General features: G+C 65.9%; 14 protein-coding genes. 5 read left to right on the forward strand and 9 right to left on the reverse strand.

Annotation, left to right across the window (positions count from 1 at the left end; translation table 11 throughout):
• Positions 1 to 258 precede the first annotated feature (258 nt).
• The 5 genes from JVX90_RS02675 to JVX90_RS02695 all read right to left on the reverse strand — a co-directional run bounded on the left by JVX90_RS02675 (position 259) and on the right by JVX90_RS02695 (position 5,647).
• A complete protein-coding gene (locus JVX90_RS02675; RefSeq protein WP_345891087.1) occupies positions 259 to 1,026 on the reverse strand; it encodes an HNH endonuclease family protein in 768 nt (255 codons plus the stop codon).
• Between the two features lie 35 nt (positions 1,027 to 1,061).
• On the reverse strand, positions 1,062 to 2,741 hold the full coding sequence (locus tag JVX90_RS02680; RefSeq protein ID WP_205330925.1) for an alpha/beta hydrolase: 1,680 nt from the start codon (positions 2,739 to 2,741) through the stop codon (positions 1,062 to 1,064).
• Entirely contained in the window at positions 2,738 to 3,031 is a 294-nt protein-coding gene (locus tag JVX90_RS02685; protein ID WP_205330926.1) for a hypothetical protein, read from the reverse strand. The genes JVX90_RS02680 and JVX90_RS02685 overlap by 4 nt, the downstream gene beginning before the upstream one ends.
• 143 nt (positions 3,032 to 3,174) lie before the next feature.
• Entirely contained in the window at positions 3,175 to 4,626 is a 1,452-nt protein-coding gene (locus tag JVX90_RS02690) for an FAD-dependent oxidoreductase (RefSeq protein ID WP_205330927.1), read from the reverse strand.
• 7 nt (positions 4,627 to 4,633) lie between these two features.
• Positions 4,634 to 5,647: a diiron oxygenase gene (locus JVX90_RS02695; RefSeq protein WP_205330928.1), complete on the reverse strand. Its 1,014-nt coding sequence runs from the start codon at positions 5,645 to 5,647 to the stop codon at positions 4,634 to 4,636.
• 180 nt (positions 5,648 to 5,827) lie between these two features.
• On the opposite strand from JVX90_RS02695, the gene JVX90_RS02700 reads away from it, so the two are divergent.
• Complete coding sequence (locus tag JVX90_RS02700) at positions 5,828 to 7,564, forward strand: cation:proton antiporter (RefSeq protein WP_205330929.1); 1,737 nt, start codon at positions 5,828 to 5,830, stop codon at positions 7,562 to 7,564.
• Positions 7,565 to 7,605: 41 nt separating this feature from the next.
• Here the strand turns inward: JVX90_RS02700 and JVX90_RS02705 are convergent, their stop codons facing one another.
• Positions 7,606 to 7,890, reverse strand: a complete 285-nt coding sequence (locus JVX90_RS02705; RefSeq protein ID WP_205330930.1) for a hypothetical protein — start codon at positions 7,888 to 7,890, stop codon at positions 7,606 to 7,608.
• Positions 7,891 to 8,069: 179 nt separating this feature from the next.
• Between JVX90_RS02705 and JVX90_RS02710 the strand changes: the two genes are divergently transcribed.
• Entirely contained in the window at positions 8,070 to 8,936 is an 867-nt protein-coding gene (locus JVX90_RS02710) for a universal stress protein (protein WP_205330931.1), read from the forward strand.
• Positions 8,933 to 10,213 carry an MFS transporter gene (locus JVX90_RS02715; protein WP_205330932.1) on the forward strand — a complete coding sequence of 427 codons (1,281 nt, stop codon included), beginning with the start codon at positions 8,933 to 8,935 and terminating at the stop codon, positions 10,211 to 10,213. The genes JVX90_RS02710 and JVX90_RS02715 overlap by 4 nt, the downstream gene beginning before the upstream one ends.
• Here the strand turns inward: JVX90_RS02715 and JVX90_RS02720 are convergent.
• Positions 10,149 to 11,696, reverse strand: a complete 1,548-nt coding sequence (locus JVX90_RS02720; RefSeq protein ID WP_240194140.1) for a phospholipid carrier-dependent glycosyltransferase — start codon at positions 11,694 to 11,696, stop codon at positions 10,149 to 10,151. The genes JVX90_RS02715 and JVX90_RS02720 overlap by 65 nt on opposite strands.
• Positions 11,697 to 11,920: 224 nt before the next feature.
• Here JVX90_RS02720 and JVX90_RS02725 point away from each other — a divergent pair, with 224 nt between their 5' ends.
• Both JVX90_RS02725 and rsmI read left to right on the forward strand, forming a co-directional pair.
• Entirely contained in the window at positions 11,921 to 12,544 is a 624-nt protein-coding gene (locus tag JVX90_RS02725; RefSeq protein WP_205330934.1) for a TetR family transcriptional regulator, read from the forward strand.
• Positions 12,545 to 12,596: 52 nt separating this feature from the next.
• Positions 12,597 to 13,445 carry a 16S rRNA (cytidine(1402)-2'-O)-methyltransferase gene (rsmI, locus tag JVX90_RS02730; protein WP_205330935.1) on the forward strand — a complete coding sequence of 283 codons (849 nt, stop codon included), beginning with the start codon at positions 12,597 to 12,599 and terminating at the stop codon, positions 13,443 to 13,445.
• 7 nt (positions 13,446 to 13,452) lie between these two features.
• Here rsmI and JVX90_RS02735 read toward each other — a convergent pair whose 3' ends face one another.
• Positions 13,453 to 14,604 (reverse strand): aminodeoxychorismate synthase component I, encoded by a 1,152-nt coding sequence (locus JVX90_RS02735; RefSeq protein ID WP_205330936.1) that lies wholly within the window; start codon positions 14,602 to 14,604, stop codon positions 13,453 to 13,455.
• On the reverse strand, positions 14,601 to 16,151 hold the full coding sequence (gene metG / locus JVX90_RS02740) for a methionine--tRNA ligase (protein ID WP_205330937.1): 1,551 nt from the start codon (positions 16,149 to 16,151) through the stop codon (positions 14,601 to 14,603). Before metG ends, JVX90_RS02735 begins: the two co-directional genes overlap by 4 nt.
• Between the last annotated feature and the right edge of the window lie 45 nt (positions 16,152 to 16,196).

The raw sequence follows: 16,196 nt of genomic DNA on the forward strand, positions 1-16,196 counted from the left end.
ATGATTCCTTTCGTGGGGGATGCGATCGTTCGTCGCACCGGAATCGTTACACGAAATCGCCCGTTCGGCACGGTTGCAAACGTGAATCACAGCCAGTGGCATGTGTGGCGTGCATCTCTCTTGAATCCGACAGGCCCCTGACCTGCACTTAGGTTACCCTAACCGACGTTTGGGGTGGTGGAATCGCGATGCCGTATCGAACGATCGTGAACTTTTCTCGTCGGTCGCGGCCAGTGAAATCTTAAGGGGCACTTGAGGTCAGCAGGATGAGAGGACGCGCAGCATAGCGTCGCGTTCGGCGGCCGTGACCCATAAGCGGTAGCGAGCCTTCACTTCGATCTGCCGGGTGACGTAGGTGCAGCGGTAGGCCTTGTTCGGTGGCAACCAGGTCGCGGCGTCGGACGCGCTCTTCTTCTGATTGGTTGGGCCGTCGACGGCTTGAAGGTTCAACGGATCGTTGGCGAGGTCGGTGCGCTCCTCCGAAGTGAGCTGCTGCGCGCCTTTCTGCCACGCGTCGGCGAGCGCGACCACGTGATCGATCTGCACTTTCGACGACGTGCTCTGGCCGCGAGTGAAGGAGATGGTGGTTCGCGTGTACGGGTCGTTCAGGGTGCCGGTCAGCACCACGCAGTCGCGGGTCCGGGGCTTGAACGTGATGTCGGTCAGGTCGCGGTTCAAGATGTCGTTGCGGGTGTCGCAGCCGTTGTGTCCGCCGTCGACGTTCACGTCGTCCGACCACGACTGCCCGAACAGATCGCGGGCGTAGCCGGTCTTCGGCGCGCGGCCTTTCACCGGAAGCGAGTCGAGGGTCGCCAGAGCGCTCGATGTCGACGGTGCTGGTGGCGTGCTGCTTGTCACGACAGATGCCTCTGGGGAGTCCTCGGCGTATGTGGACCCCGGCGCTGTCGTCGATGTCCACTGAACGTCCGTGCGGTCCGCGGTCACGGGTGCGCACCCGACAGTTCCGACGGTCACCGCGCCGAGCACAACGACGGTGAGGGCACGGATGACGGGGGAGAGCTCCATACCGACCATTGTGCCGAGACCCTCTGACATTTCCGTCATCCGACCAGGCGGAGAACACCTCCGATCGTGTCTTTGAACCCGTCGACGACGCCGTCGAGCACTTCATCGGCGATGATGACCGGCGCGAGTTCCGGTCTCTCCAGGATGCGTGGCATATCAGGTGCGCGGTCGACGTACGGTGCGGGCTCCTGTCCGGCGATCACCTTCGCGAGCGCGGTGAACGCATCCGAGTCGAAGTCGTTGAGATAGTCAGTGTGCGACGACGTTCCCTGGAGCAGTCGACGTTCTCCGTCGTCGTCCGGGGACAGGTACCCGGAGTCGAGGCGGGTGACCCCTGGCCCGACATCGGGATCGCCGCCGTGCAGGAACGCGCCGTACTTCTGAGCGAGGTGGATCGGGTCGCCGGGCGGCGTGATCGAGTAGCGCTTGACGTCCGATTCGGGGTTGCTCCAGACGCGGTCCGGGTCGACGCCGGTGCCTGCGGCCGATGCGTACACCACGCGGTCGGCGCGCATACCCAACTGTTCGGCCGTCCCGACAATCGATCCGCCGTACGAATGCCCGATGACAGTTGTCTTCGCATCGGGCGCGACGGCCCCCAGCTCGGAGTCCAACGCACGCGTGAACTCGACGAGTCTGGGCGCGTTCACTGCAGCGAGTGTGGGATCGACAGCCATTTCAATGGACTTCGTCGTCCTCGGATCGGCGACGATGTGCTGGGGGAACGGACCGTCGGCCCACACGATCACGGGCGCGTTCGACTTCTCACTCAGCTTCAACGCCTTCTTCCGGAGCGAGTCGATGTCGTCGAGTCCTGTGCCGGTGCCGGGGACGAAGACGCCGACATTGGTGGTCGTCGGAGTCAGCTCGCCGACGATCTCGATGAACTCGCCCGTGTCCGGGCGGAAAGCCAAGAAGGTTCGACCGTCGGCGAGCATCGACCTGAGCCGTTCCGCACGATCGTCGTCCACATTTCCCGTCCATCCTTCGCCCAGTGCTTCGCGAAGCTCAGCTCGGATCGTCACCTCGTTCGCCACGGCGCGGTCGGCGAACGGAATCCCGTCCAGGTTGCCGATCACCGTGGACCTGTCTTTGATGATCTCGTTTCGTTCGGACTCGGAGAGCGACTCCCACGCCCGACGACGCATCTCGACATCAGTCATCTGGGAGAGCAGGTCTGCCGCGCGTTCCGGTGTCACGACCGCGCCGGACGGCAGGACGACGGCGTCCGGGTCCGACCCCGTCAGTTGGGCTGCGAAGGAGTCGAGTGCGGCGCTGTGTGTTCGATCCAGACGCGTGGCCTGCTCGAGCAGACCCTGGATCTGTTCGCCGGCGTCCAATGCGGCGGCCCGACGATCCGGGTCCGGATGCGTGACTCTCCCGTCGGGAGTCAGCAGGAATCGATCGGCGCGAAGTCCGTCCACGGCGCTGCGCAGGACCGTCTGAAGATCGGCGAGCTCCGAGTACGCGGTCCGTACTGACTCGGCCGCGTCGTCGACGGTGTGGGCGGTGCGGACGATCGATGCGGTTACTGTGCCGATCCTGGTGCGGGCGGCCACCTCGGTGACACCTCGCCACTCTCGGTCCTTTGATGCGCTGCGCTCGCAGGTGCGCCCGGTGTCGATGAGACGGCCGGTCAGGGTGGTCAGTGATGAGGCGGCCGCGGGGAGCCCGCTCAAGTCCCAGCCGATCACCTCGTCGACCCCGACGGTCATCGTGGGCCGCCGACGGACGCAGTTGAGAGCGCTGCGGCGGACGCGCGGTCGGACTCCTCAGTGAGCGCGTCGAACCGTGCCAGGGCGTCGCCGAGGGCTGTCAGCCGGTTGGCGTCGGCTGTTGTCGCCTTCGACGCCGCTGAACAGAACGTGGCGCATGCGGCGACGACGCGGCTGGAGCCTGATCCGGTGGGAGGTGACGGCCGTTCCGCAGAGAGCGCTTCGCCGCCGGCACGCCAGTCCGCCGCGATCTGAGCGACCTGGCCGGGTGTGATCCCGAAGTTCGACATGGCGTTCCCCGTCCTTGGCCCGGTGCCGGGCCTCTACTACTTAGACGCACGGGACACCAGGAGCGGTTCTGCCGAATTCCACAGCCTCTCGACTCGGCTCGAGGAACAGGAGATCCCGCTCCTCGAGCGGAGTGGAGAGGAGGTCAGGCGTGGACGCCTGCCTCGATGTCGGCGAGGAGATTGGCGACGGTCTCGCCGGAGTCGGTCTTGTTGGTGCCGATGAATCCCGACGGACCGCGTTTGATCCAGCCCGTCACATACATGCCTGGCGTGTCGACGACGCGGCCGGCGACGTTGGCGACGGTGCCGGTGTCGTCGTCGAACGGGAGGCCGGGGACCGGGACGCCGCGGTAGCCGATCGAGGTGAGGACCAGGCCGGCCTCCACAACGGTCTCGGTGTCGGCGCCGGTCCGTGCGAAGCGGACTCCGGTCGCCCGCGAATCGCCTTCGATCGTGAGGGGCGTCTGCCCGAAGGCGAGGCGGATGAACGGCTCGGCCGGCTTCTCGCTCTGCGAGAGTTCCTGCAGGAGAGATACCTTCGCGGCGATCGTCGGGTCGTCGATGCCGTCGACGGACGCACCCTCCAGGTCGGCCGGGTCGACCCACACTCGTGCCTTGCCGTCGGCCAGGCCGATCAACTCGGGCAAGGTGAACGCTGCGTGCTCGGGGCCGCGTCGAGCGGCGACGACCACTTCCTTGACCTTCGACTCTCGCAGCACGGCCAGAGCCGCGGGCGAGATGTCTGTCGCCGCGAGAGCCTCGACGTCCGCGGTCAGGATGCGGGCGACGTCCAGAGCCACGTTGCCGTTGCCGATCACCACAACACGCTCGGTCGACAGGTCGGGCACCGCGGACGCGAAATCAGGATGGCCGTTGTACCACCCGACCAGAGCTGTGGCGCTCTGAACGCCAGGCAGATCGGCGCCGGGCACGGGCAGCGGCTTGTCGGTCGGTGCTCCGCCCGCCCACAGCACCGCGTGGTGCTTGGACCGCAGCTCGTCGAGCGTCACATCACGTCCCACCTCGGTGTTCAGCAGGATCGTGATGTTCGGATGGCGAGCGACCTCGTCGAACAGGTCCATCACCAGACGGGTCGACTTGTGGTCGGGTGCGACGCCGAACCGGGACAGGCCGAACGGCAGGTTCAGACGCTCGTACACGGTGACACGCACACGCGGCTGCTTGAGCAGCTCGTCGGCGGCGTACATCGCTGACGGTCCGGATCCGACGATCGCGACGTCGACAACGGCCGGTCCGCCGCGAAGAGCCTTCGGCTTGTCGATCGGGGCGAGCGGCAGACGCCAGTCCTGCTGGACGGGAAAGCGGACCGAATCCTGTTGCGTGTAGCCGTAATGCGCGGCGTTCACGTCGACGAATCGGGCGGCCTTCTCCTCAAGGCGATGACCGGGGACGATCGCGCCGACCGGGCATGCAGACACGCATGCGCCGCAGTCGACACACGTCGACGGGTCGATGTAGAGCATCTCGGCGATGCCGAAATCCGGCTCGTCGGGAGTGGGGTGGATGCAGTTGACAGGGCATGCGTAGACGCACGAGGCGTCGCCGCAGCACGCCTGGGTTACAACGTGGGGCACCGGCGGGTCAGCTCGCGTTGTATGCGGGCTCGCTGCGGAATCGCGACTCGCGGCCGTCGATCTTCATCGCACGCCACACCTGGCGGGAGACCGGATTCATCAGGCCGCACTGCTCCGACAACATGCGAACGTCGCCGAACACTCCGGAGAGGAACACGCGCGACTTCTCGGACTCCCAGAAGATGTCCTTCATGACCTCACGGGGGACGTTGAACTCCTTGCGGAACTCGTTCGGCGGGATGACGATCGCGTCGCAAAGGATGCGCATGACGATCGGCATGAACACCGACAGTGCGAACTTGGTGAGTCGGCCCTTCGCGGGGATGGTCGCACGCAGGTGATTGTGAGCGAACGAGATGTGGCGTGCTTCTTCGGCCACGTGGAGTTCCATGACCGCCGACATCGCGGGATGCATGTTCGACTTCGGGCTGCGCAGGAAGTCTTTCTGGATGTGGTCGATGGGCTCTTCGCCCGCGAGCACGCCGAAGTAGAAGATCGTCGGCGTGATCGTCGAGAACAGCGGGATGATCGGCGAGATGGCGCGCAGCCAGGTGCGCATGCCCGGCGTCTTCATGCCGATGCGGTTCACCAGCTCCTGGAACATGAGGGTGTGGTTGCACTCCTCCTTGGCCTCATGGGTGGTGTATCGGAATCGCTTGTCTCCGTTGGGAAGGCGGTCCGCGTACTGCATCAGGCCGCGGATGAGGATCGACTCGAACTGGAGGCCGACCTTGGCGACGTTCGCCTGGCGCCACATGCCGATGCGAATCTGCTCAGACTCGGGGAGCGCCTGGTACCACGGGTGGCGGCCGATCGGGTCGACCTCGTAGTTGAGGATCCAGCGGGGATCGTTCTCGAAGATCTCGAGCTCGGGGGAGTCCCACGCGATGTCGAGGTAGGGGTCGAAGTTCCGATGCACCGACGCCGACGACAGGTCGTCGAGGACCTGCTCGTAGTTCAGTTCGGCTGCCTGCTTGGCCGGCGGCTGGTACGCGGTGGGCCGGGGCTGCGTCGACGTCATTGTCGTGTCCTCTCGCTATCTCGACGGGATGTCCGTCGAAGCAACTTCTCACTGACTACCGTGACACTCTTCATTGATCTTGTCAATGGGCAATGGCACGATCGCCGGCGATGAATGCCCGGTGAGCCACATCACTCGGAGATGGAGGGGAGACGCCTCCTCGTGGGAGAAGATATCCGTATGGAAGCAGTGCTCATCGTCGTCCTCTGTGTGCTCGCGATAGCCGCCGCGAATCAGCTCGCGCCTCGGTTGCGATTGGCCGCCCCGCTGTTGCTCGTGCTGGTCGGAGTGGTCGTCAGTTACCTGCCGAACGTTCCGAAGATCGACGTCGACCCCGAGATCATCCTGATCGGTGTCCTGCCTCCGCTCCTGTACGCGGCCGCTGTCGCAATGCCGACGATGGAGTTCAAGCGCGACCTCCGAGCCATCAGTGGTCTTGCGGTAGTGCTGGTGGTGATCAGTTCGCTCGGGCTGGGGCTGGTGTTCATGTGGATCCTGCCCGATGCCGACTTCGCGACCGGGGTTGCGCTGGGAGCCATCCTCAGTCCGACCGATGCCGTCGCGACGACGACGGTCAAGCGTGTCGGCGCACCGAACCGCCTCATCACCGTGTTGTCGGGGGAGAGTCTGTTCAACGATGCGAGCGCGCTCGTGCTGTTGCGGGCGGCGATCGCCGCGATGGCCGCCAGTGTCTCCCTGTGGGGCGTCGCAGTGTCGTTCGTGTGGGCAGTGGTCGCGGCGGTCGGTGTGGGCGCCGCAGTCGGGTGGATCGTCGTCCGTGTCCGCGCGATGATCTCGAATACCGCGGTCGCGACAGCGGTCTCGTTCGTCACGCCCTACCTCGCGTATGTTCCCGCCGAACTCCTCGAGGGCTCCGGACTCGTCGCCGCCGTCGCGGCGGGTCTGGTGACCGGTCGCGTCGGCGTTCGCCGACTGACCGCTGCGCACCGACTGTCCGACGTCCAGAACTGGCGGATGATCGAGCTGCTCCTCGAGGGCGGGGTCTTCCTGTTGATGGGGCTCGAGCTCAAAGCCCTGGTCACGGAAGTGAACGAGTCCCACGAATCCGTGTGGCACGCTGCCTGGCCTGCCGCACTCGCGTTTGTTCTACTCATCGTGTTCCGGTTCATCGTCGTGATGCCGCTGGTCGCGTGGATCGAGCGGCGAGCGCAACGAGTGATCTCCCACGAGGACAAACTGGCACGGATCCAGGAGACGTTGGCGGGTCCCGACCTGCCGGAGCGATTCACCGAGCGGCGCACCGAGATGGTGCGCACACGTATCGACCGGAGGCTCGCCGACATCGCCTACTACCGCGCGGAGTCGATCGGCGCTCGGGAGGGGTTCGTCCTGGTGTGGGCGGGCATGCGGGGAGTCGTCACGCTTGCTGCGGCACAGACGTTGCCGACCGACACTCCGTACCGGGCGATGCTGGTGCTTCTGGCGTTCTTCGTCGCGGTCGGATCACTGGTGATTCAAGGGACGACGCTCGGAGCGTTCGTCCGGTGGATGAAGCTTCCTGACCACGGCACTCAGGTGGAGTCCGAGCGGCGAGAGCTCGGCCGTGAGATGGCGGCGTTGACGGCCCGGGTGATGTCCGACCCGAAGGTCTGCGGCGCCGACCCCGACATCGCGCTGCGCATCAGGACTCTGCGTGAGCTGGAGGCCACCGCAAGCGACGCCGATCTCGGCGAAGACGCCGACACCGCTCCTGACGTCCTTGATCGTCGAATCGCGACGGCCGACCGGATGCGTGTGATCCGCCGCCACGTCATCGACGAGCAACGCAGGCATCTCCTGGACTTGAGTCAACGCGCCGCCTACAGCTCCGAGGCGCTCACCGCTGTCCTCGACAAACTCGACGCCGAAGAGATCAGTCTCGACGCGCAGACACCGGCTGACGCTGACCGCACGTGAACGGCACGTTCCGGCGTTGTTGCTCGGGGAGCGGGAAGGCGTCAGGAGACGAGGGCGGGAATCGCGCCGAAAACCCAGACGACGGTCGTGGCGAGGAGGAAGATCGAGGCTCCCTGCCAGATCTGCCATCCGCTGTCCGCGCGCCACGCGAGAAGCGTGCGACCCATCGCCGTGACGGCGCCGAGGCCGACGGCCACCGGCCCCGCGATGATGAACGCAGTGTGGACTCCTCCGGTCGTGTTGACCGCTATGACAAGCAACACGAAGCCGATCGCGTACGTCGCGCAGACGTGCAGGGCCGCGCTCTTGCGCTGGTCAGTGCTCACCGGGGTTCCGCCTTTCAAGGCTCAGGAGAATATGCGGCTTTCGCCTCCATTGTATCGAGGGACGTTCGGCCCACCGGTGTCGATGCATTTCGAGAGTGATTGGGACAGAATGAAAGTGAGGCGCAAGACGGGGACCGAACTGCGGTCCCCGGGCCGGTCCGTGAAGGAGTGCATGAGCGATGAGCTTGATTCTGGTCGGAGTGGACGGATCCGAAGCGTCGACGGACGCGGTGAAGTGGGCGGCCCGGACCGCACAAGCCGAACACTTGCCGCTGAAGATCGTCGCAGCGTACACATCCACCACCAGCGACTACGCGCCCGGACTGGTGATCCCGCAGGACGTGATCGATGCGATCCGCAGTGAAGCCACCAAGGCTGTCCAATCGGCTGCCGAGACGGCCCGCGAGGAGGTCCCCGGCATCGAACTGAGCGGATCGATCGTTGAAGGCGACGCGGCGCGCGTGATGCTCGAGCTCGGCGGACAAGCACAGACCATCGTCCTCGGAACGCGTGGGCTCGGCAGTGTGAAGGGTCTGTTCCTCGGGTCCGTCAGCACCAACGTCGCGGCACACGCGAAGGGTCGAGTCGTGATCGTGCCCCACGGCGCCCTCGGCGGCGACGGTCCAGTTGTCGTCGGCGTCGACGACTCCGCGATCAGCGACCCCGCGGTCGCCGAGGCCTACCGTCAGGCTGATCTGCGGTCGCGACCGCTCGTCGCGGTCCACACGTGGACTCCGCTCGACGCCGACGCACTCCACGGATTCGGACTCGACGAGACCGAGATCGACGAGATGTCCAAGCAGGCTGTCGAAGCCGTTGCAGAACGGATGGCCGGCTACTCGCAGGACTACCCGGACGTCGACGTGCAGCGCGTGGTGATTCCCGAGGAGCCCGCCAAGGCGATTCTCGATGCGGCAGGCGACTCGGCGTCGCTCATCGTGATGGGCAGCCGCGGGCGCGGTGGATTCACCGGACTGCTCCTCGGCTCACGAAGCCAGAAGGTGCTGCACCACGCCAAAGTGCCGGTGATGATCGTCCGTAAGTGAGTTCTAGACCCCTCGACGCGCGGGGCGGCCGCACAGGGTTACCGCGTGGACTGTGGGTGTTGTTGGCGGCGAACGTCGTCATCGCACTAGGCTTCGGGCTGATCGCTCCGGCGCTGCCGATCTTCGCCAGTGAATTCGGCGTCGGGGTGACTGCCGCGACGGCCGTCGTCTCGGCGTTCGCTGTGATGAGGTTGGCGTTCGCGCCGACTACCGGGCGGCTCGTCACGAAGCTCGGCGAACGCCGAATCTATTTGACCGGGCTGCTGATCGTCGCCCTGTCGACGTTGGCGTGCGCGTTCGCGCAGGACTACTGGCAACTTTTGGCCTTCCGCGCGGCAGGCGGTGTCGGATCGACGATGTTCTCGGTGTCGGCTATGGCGCTGCTCATCCGACTGGCGCCGCCGGAGATGCGTGGGCGCTCGTCCGGGTACTTCTCGGCAGGCTTCCTCGTCGGCAGTCTGGCCGGGCCGCTGATCGGCGCCGCCCTTGTCGACTTCGGGCTGCGTCTGCCGTTCATCGTGTACGCGATCGCATTGCTCATCGCGGCGGCCGTGGTTGCGACGAACATGCCCGCGGCACCCGCCACAGCCACGTCGACCGACCCGGACAGTGCAGAAGCGCCCGCCGCCGGATTCCTCCAAGCGCTCCGCTGGCCCGAGTACCGGGCGATCCTGGCGTCGAACTTCGCACAAGGCTGGGCGTCGATGGGTGTCCGCATCGCCGTGGTCCCGTTGTTCGTCGGTCAAGGTCTCGGTCGGTCGGCAGGCTGGGCGGGTGTGGTCCTCGCGTGTTACGCGGCAGGCAACATCATCGCGATCCTGGTGTCCGGCCGTCTCTCCGACAAGTTCGGGCGACGGCCCGTGATGATTCCGGGACTGATGATCGCGGCAGCATCGACCGCGGTCCTCGGCTTCTCGCCGAACATCGGCACGCTACTGGTGCTGACGGCGATCGGCGGGGTCGGGTCGGGTCTGTTCGCGCCGACTCATCAGGCTGCGCTGGGCGATCTGCTCGCCGACCGTCAACGCGGGGGATCGGCGCTCGCCGCCTACGGGATGTCGTCCGACTTCGGAGCGGTGAGCGGCCCCTTGGTCGCGGGGGTGATCGCGGATCGATGGGGTTATGGGCCCGCGTTCGTGGTCACCGGCGGGGTCGTCGCCGTCGCGCTGGTGCTGTGGCTCGTCGCCGGAGACCCGGCACGACGATCACGCCCTACGACCAGCTCGGAAGCCACATCTGTCGACCCCACTCCACATCCGAGATCGGAGCTCCAGTGAGGATGGGCCACAGCCAGACGAAGTTGGCGATCACCAGCGCCGCGTAGAAGGCGACGATGAGAACGGAGATCGTCTGACGATCGGACCGTTGTCGTCGCGCTCCGGCCGACAGGATGTCTCCGCAGACCAGAGCCAGGCCGATCACGAGGAACGGCGCCATCGCAGTGGCGTAGAAGAAGTACATCTGACGGTCGAGCTGGGTGAACCACGGCAGGATCGCCGCGCCGTATGCGACGAGGACGGCAGCGTATCGCCAGTCCTGTCGCGACGCGATGCGCCACAGTGCCCACACGATCATCGGTAACGCCAACCACCACAGCGCCGGAGTGCCGATCAACATCTGCGCTCGGACACATTCTGAGCCGCCGCACTGGTCGGGGCCGTAGTCGATCGCATACAGCATCGGACGCAGGCTCATCGGCCACGTCCACGGCTTGGACTCCCACGGGTGATGATTGCCCGCCGAATTCGTCAGACCTGAATGGAATTCGAGGATTCCCGACTCGTAGTACCAGAGCGATCGAAAAGCGGCAGGTACCCACGCGAACGCTCCTCCGGTCCCGACCTCCGTGCCCACCACATACCGGTACACCGAGGTCTCCGACGACAGCCATGCGGCGAACGTGCCGAGGTAGATCACCACTGGCATCACGGCGAGCGACAGTCCAGACGGGATCACATCGCGTCGAAGGACCCCCATCCACGGTCGTTCGACGTGGTAGGCACGACGCGCAGCGACGTCGAATGCGAGCGACAACAGGGTGAAGAACACCACGAAGTAGAGGCCCGACCACTTGGTGCCGCAGGCCAGGCCGAGCATGACCCCCGCTGCGAACCGGTACCAGCGGAAACCGAAACGCGGTCCGAAAGGCGAATCGTCGATCCGTCCCTCGACGAACACTCGGTGGAGACGAGCGCGCATCTGGTCGCGGTCGGAGATCAGTGCAGCGAACGCCAACACCACGAACAGCACCTGAAAGATGTCGAGCATGCCCATCCGCGACTGGACGAACAGCACACCGTCGCAGATGGCGAATAGGGCGGCCAGCGCGCCCACCAGCGTCGACCGTGCCATCCGGCGAGTTGTCAGATAAACGGCGAGCACAACGATCACACCCGATACCGCCGACATGAAACGCCAGCCCATCGGCCCGTACCCGAAAAGAGCTTCGCCGAATGCGAGCATCCATTTGCCGACCGGCGGGTGGACCACCAGGCCGTAGGCCGGATTGTCCTCGATCCAGTTGCCGCCCGTGAGCAGTTGCCAGCCCTGCGGGACGTAGTGCTTCTCGTCGAAGACCGGGGTGCCGTCGTCGGTCGGGTGCGTGAGGTCCCAGAATCTCGTCACCACCGCGAGCAGCGTGATGACGATGCCGACGATGAGCCCACGTCGACGGTCCGGTGCGCCGAAGACCGGCTCGGGGATCACCGGGCCGGGGCGAGAACCGAGTTCCTCGGTCTGCGGTCGCGGCGCGTACTGCACGCGGTCGTCAGTCGGGGCGTCAGGGGTCACCCGACCAACTGTAGTGCCACCAGTCTCCGTGCCCCACCGTCGACGGCGTTCGCCTGTCGGTGTCGGAGTTGAGCGGACACGTACGGCTCCTGTGCCACAAACAAGGGGCATTGTTGATATTTGCAGGGTCGGGTGACTACCGTCACGGTTGTGTCGATCGACCGATCGGCCTGGCGCGGAACGAGGTTCACCTGATGGCACGGCTGTCCCTGGAGCAGCGACGGCAAGCGGCGATCACCGCGACACTGCGCGTGATCGGCACCGATGGTGTGGAGGCCGCGACGACCCGTCGTATTGCGGCCGAAGCGAAGATGGGCCAGTCGAGCATCTTCTACGCGTTCGCATCGCGCGACGAACTGCTCGCGGCAGTGGTCGAGTACGGCGTCGCCGAAGAGCTCGCTGCGATGGACGGATGGTTGCAGTTGCTCGCCGAGTTCCCGACGAACGATGCGCCGATCGAAGACCTCATGCGGGGTGCCCTGCAGTCGTTCGCCGAGAACGCGATCAACGACTCCGCCCGTCAGCACGCGCTCATCGGATTGGCGCTGTACGCGCGCCGGACCGAAGGGCTCGAGTACCTCGCAGAACGCCTGTACGACGGCTACTACGCAGTCGCGGAGCGCCTGCTCGACGAGGCCGCCCGTATCTCCGGCGTCCGATTCACCAAGTCGACGCACGAGCTCGCGCCGTCCGTCATCGCGATCACCGACGGGCTGACGCTGTGCTGGCTGGGAACCGCGTCGCGGGAGCAAGTGGACCGTGTCATCGAGACCGGCGTCTCGCTGTTCATCGGTTTTGTGGAGAGCGCCGACGCCTGACGCTCCGACCGAGTGCGGTACCCGCCGGAGGGGTGGTCGTAGGCTGAGTGGCGTGACTGGGACTCTGATTCTGGCCGGAACTCCGATGGGCCAGCCGGGCGACGCGTCGACCCGGCTCCGTGAAGCGCTGGAGACCTCGGATGTGGTCGCGGCGGAGGACACGCGCCGGACAAAGGCGCTCGCGGCGTCGTTGAACGTCGAGATCACCGGTCGAATCGTCTCCTACTACGACCAGGTGGAGGCGGCGCGAGCCCCGAAACTCGTTGAGGCCGTCGCTTCGGGGGAGACCGTCCTGCTGGTGACCGATGCGGGGATGCCGTCGGTCAGCGACCCCGGATACCGCCTCGTCGTCGCATGCGCGGATGCGGGGCTGCCGATCACCTGTCTGCCGGGACCGTCGGCTGTCACAACTGCCCTCGCATTGTCGGCGATGCCGTCGGAGCGATTCGCGTTCGACGGGTTCGCGCCGCGGAAGTCCGGTGCCAGGAACGACTGGCTGACCAGTCTCCTGCACGAGCAACGGACCGTGGTGTTCTTCGAATCGCCCCACCGTCTCGCACAAACGCTCTCCGACGCCGCCGGCGTGCTCGGCACGGATCGTCGTGCCGCCGTCTGCCGGGAGCTGACCAAAACCTATGAAGAGGTCAAGCGCGGTGGCCTCGGAGACCTTGCCGCGTGGGCGGCGGACGGCGTGAAGGGCGAGATCACCGTCGTGATCGCGGGTGCGGCCAAGATCGATGCGTCGGTGACGCTCGACGACCTCGTCGAACAGGCGCAGGAACTCGGCGAGTCGGGAGTCCGACTGAAGGACGCCTCCGCTCGGGTCGTCGCAGGCACGAAGTTCTCCCGGCGCGACGTGTACGAGGCCGTCCTCGCCGCGCGCGACGCCGCAGACATCTAGGTCGACGTCAGCGGGAGACGATCGAGGAAGCCTTGTCGAGGCATTCCTGCCACTCGGCGTCCGGGTCGGAGTCGATGGTGATGCCGCCCCCGACGCCGAGGGTGAGTTGACCGGACGCGGTGACGGCGACGGTTCGTATCGCAACCGAGAGGTCGAGGAGGCCGTCGGGCCCAGCGACTCCGATCGCTCCGCAGTAGACGCCGCGTTCGGCGCCCTCCCAGTCGGAGAGCAGCTCGGCGGCCCTGATCTTCGGGGTGCCGGTGACCGACGCAGGCGGGAAGGCCGCGGAGAGCAGATCCCGGTTCCCGATCTCGGGACGCAATTTCGCCTGCACCGTCGACACCAGATGCCATACGCCGGGCGCGGGCGACACCGAGAGGAGATCGGGGACCGTCACCGATCCCGTCTGGGCGACACGACCGAGATCGTTGCGCACAAGATCGACGATCATCACGTTCTCGGCGACGTCCTTCGTCGACGAGATGAGAGACGCCGGATCAGCGTGCACGGGAACTGTGCCCTTGATCGGCGACGACGTGACGACGTCTGACCGTCGGTTCAGGAACGATTCTGGACTGAAGCTGGCGATCGAGCCGAACGAGCCGGTGAGCCATGCGGCCTTCGCCGGGTGGGTGGCGGCGGCGACGTCGCAGAAGAAGTCGAGCGCCGAACCCTCGAGTGTTCCGGTGAATCGAGTGCAGACGCAGGCCTGATACACCTCGCCCGCGGCGATCGCGTCGAGGCACTGGTCGATCGCGTGAATGTGTGGCGCCTTGTCGGGTGGCGTCCACTGCGTTGTCCACCCGTGTCGTTCGGCGTGTTGATGGAGGCACTCGTGAACCCATGCAGGGCAGGGGGATCCGTCAACAGAGCGCCATTCCCACGCACCGTCTCGCAGAAACAGGACACCGTCGGTGAAGCCGCCCACCACCCGGCCCGGCGTCCCCGGGGGCGTGAAGTCGAGTGCTCCCAACCAGAAGCGATCGGGATGATCGGGTACCTCGACACCCTCGCGGATGGTGATGGACGGTGCGATCACCGCGTCGGCGTCGGCCCAGTCGCCGACCAGTGCGGCCGGCGGGGGAACACGGTCCCGAGACGTCCGTGCGGCCAGCGCTCGGACGACGTCGAGTGCCGTCGCGCCGGCCGCGCGGCTCATGCCTCGTGGCGGGGGAACACCGGCTTCGGCGTCGGGAGTGCGGTGCCGGGCACGATCCTGGTCGTCACGTCCGCGAACGTTCGAGCGTCGGCGTCCACGGACAGCAGGTCGAGCAGCGTCGACGTCGACGACGGCATCACCGGCTGAGCGAGCAGCGTGACGATGCGGATGACTTCTGCGCACACGAACAGAACGGTGCCCGTCCGTTCCACATCGGTCTTGGCGAGCTTCCACGGCTCTTGCGCCGAGATGTACCGGTTCGCGTCGGCCAACACAGTCCACAGCGCCTCGAGGCCGAGGTGGATGGCTTGGACGTCGAAGTGTCCGCGGACCCGTTCGAGCAGGCCGTCAGCCGAGTCGAGGAGGGCGCGGTCGTCGTCGGTGAGGTCGCCGGGTGTGGGGACGACGGAGTCGAAGTACTTCCCGATCATGGACAGGCTGCGCTGCGCGAGGTTGCCGTACTCGTTGGCGAGGTCGGAGTTCTTGCGGGACACGATCGCCTCGGCCGAGTAGGAGCCGTCCTGCCCGTACGACACCTCTCGGAGGAAGAAGTAGCGGACCGGGTCGAGCCCGAACTCGGCGATGAGATCGTGGGGGTCGACGACGTTCCCGACCGACTTGCTCATCTTCTCGCCCTTGTTGAACAGGAACCCGTGTGCGAACACCCGCTTGGGTGTGGGGATCCCGGCGGACATGAGGAAGGCGGGCCAGTACACGCAGTGGAAACGGATGATGTCCTTGCCGATGACGTGCAGATCGGCAGGCCAGTACCGTTCGAGCGTTGCGGAGTCGTCGGGGAAGCCGACGCCGGTCAGATAGTTGGTGAGAGCGTCGACCCACACGTACATGACGTGACCGTCGGCACCGGGGACCTTGACTCCCCAGTCGAACGTGGTGCGCGAGATCGACAGGTCTTTCAAGCCGCCCTCGACGAACTTGGTGACCTCGTTGCGTCGAGAATCCGGGCCCATGAAGGTGGGGTTGTCGCGGTAGAACTCGAGCAGCGGCTCGGTGTACTTCGACAGGCGGAAGAAGTAGGTCTGCTCCTCCGTCCAGGTCAGGACGTGACCGTTCTCGGTCGCGATGCGCTCTCCCGCATCGCTGACGCTGGTCTCGTCCTCGGTGAAGAACGCCTCGTCGCGGACGTCGTACCAGCCGGCGTAGGAGTCGAGATAGATGTCGCCCGCTGCTTCCATCCGCTTCCAGATCTCCTCCGACGCACGATGGTGATCGGCGTCAGTGGTGCGGATGAAACGGCTCAGATCGGTGCCGAGTGCGGTGTGCAGCGATTCGAATCGGTCGGAGTTGGTCTTGGCCAGTTCAGCCGTCGAGACGCCTTCCTTCTCGGCGGTCTGCTGCATCTTCTGGCCGTGCTCGTCCGTCCCCGACTGGAAGCGCACGTCGAAACCGTCGAGCGCCTTGAAGCGAGCGAGGGTGTCCGCAGAGATGAACTCGTACGCGTGCCCGATGTGTGGTGCGCCGTTCGGGTACGCGATGGCGGTGGTGATGTAGTACGGCGTCGACGCGCCAAAGGACTCGCTCGGCATAATGTCCACGATTGTACTGGTCAGCCGAGGCACGGAATTCGCCAC

The sequence above is a fragment of the Gordonia sp. PDNC005 genome (genome assembly GCF_016919385.1).
Taxonomy (GTDB): domain Bacteria; phylum Actinomycetota; class Actinomycetes; order Mycobacteriales; family Mycobacteriaceae; genus Gordonia.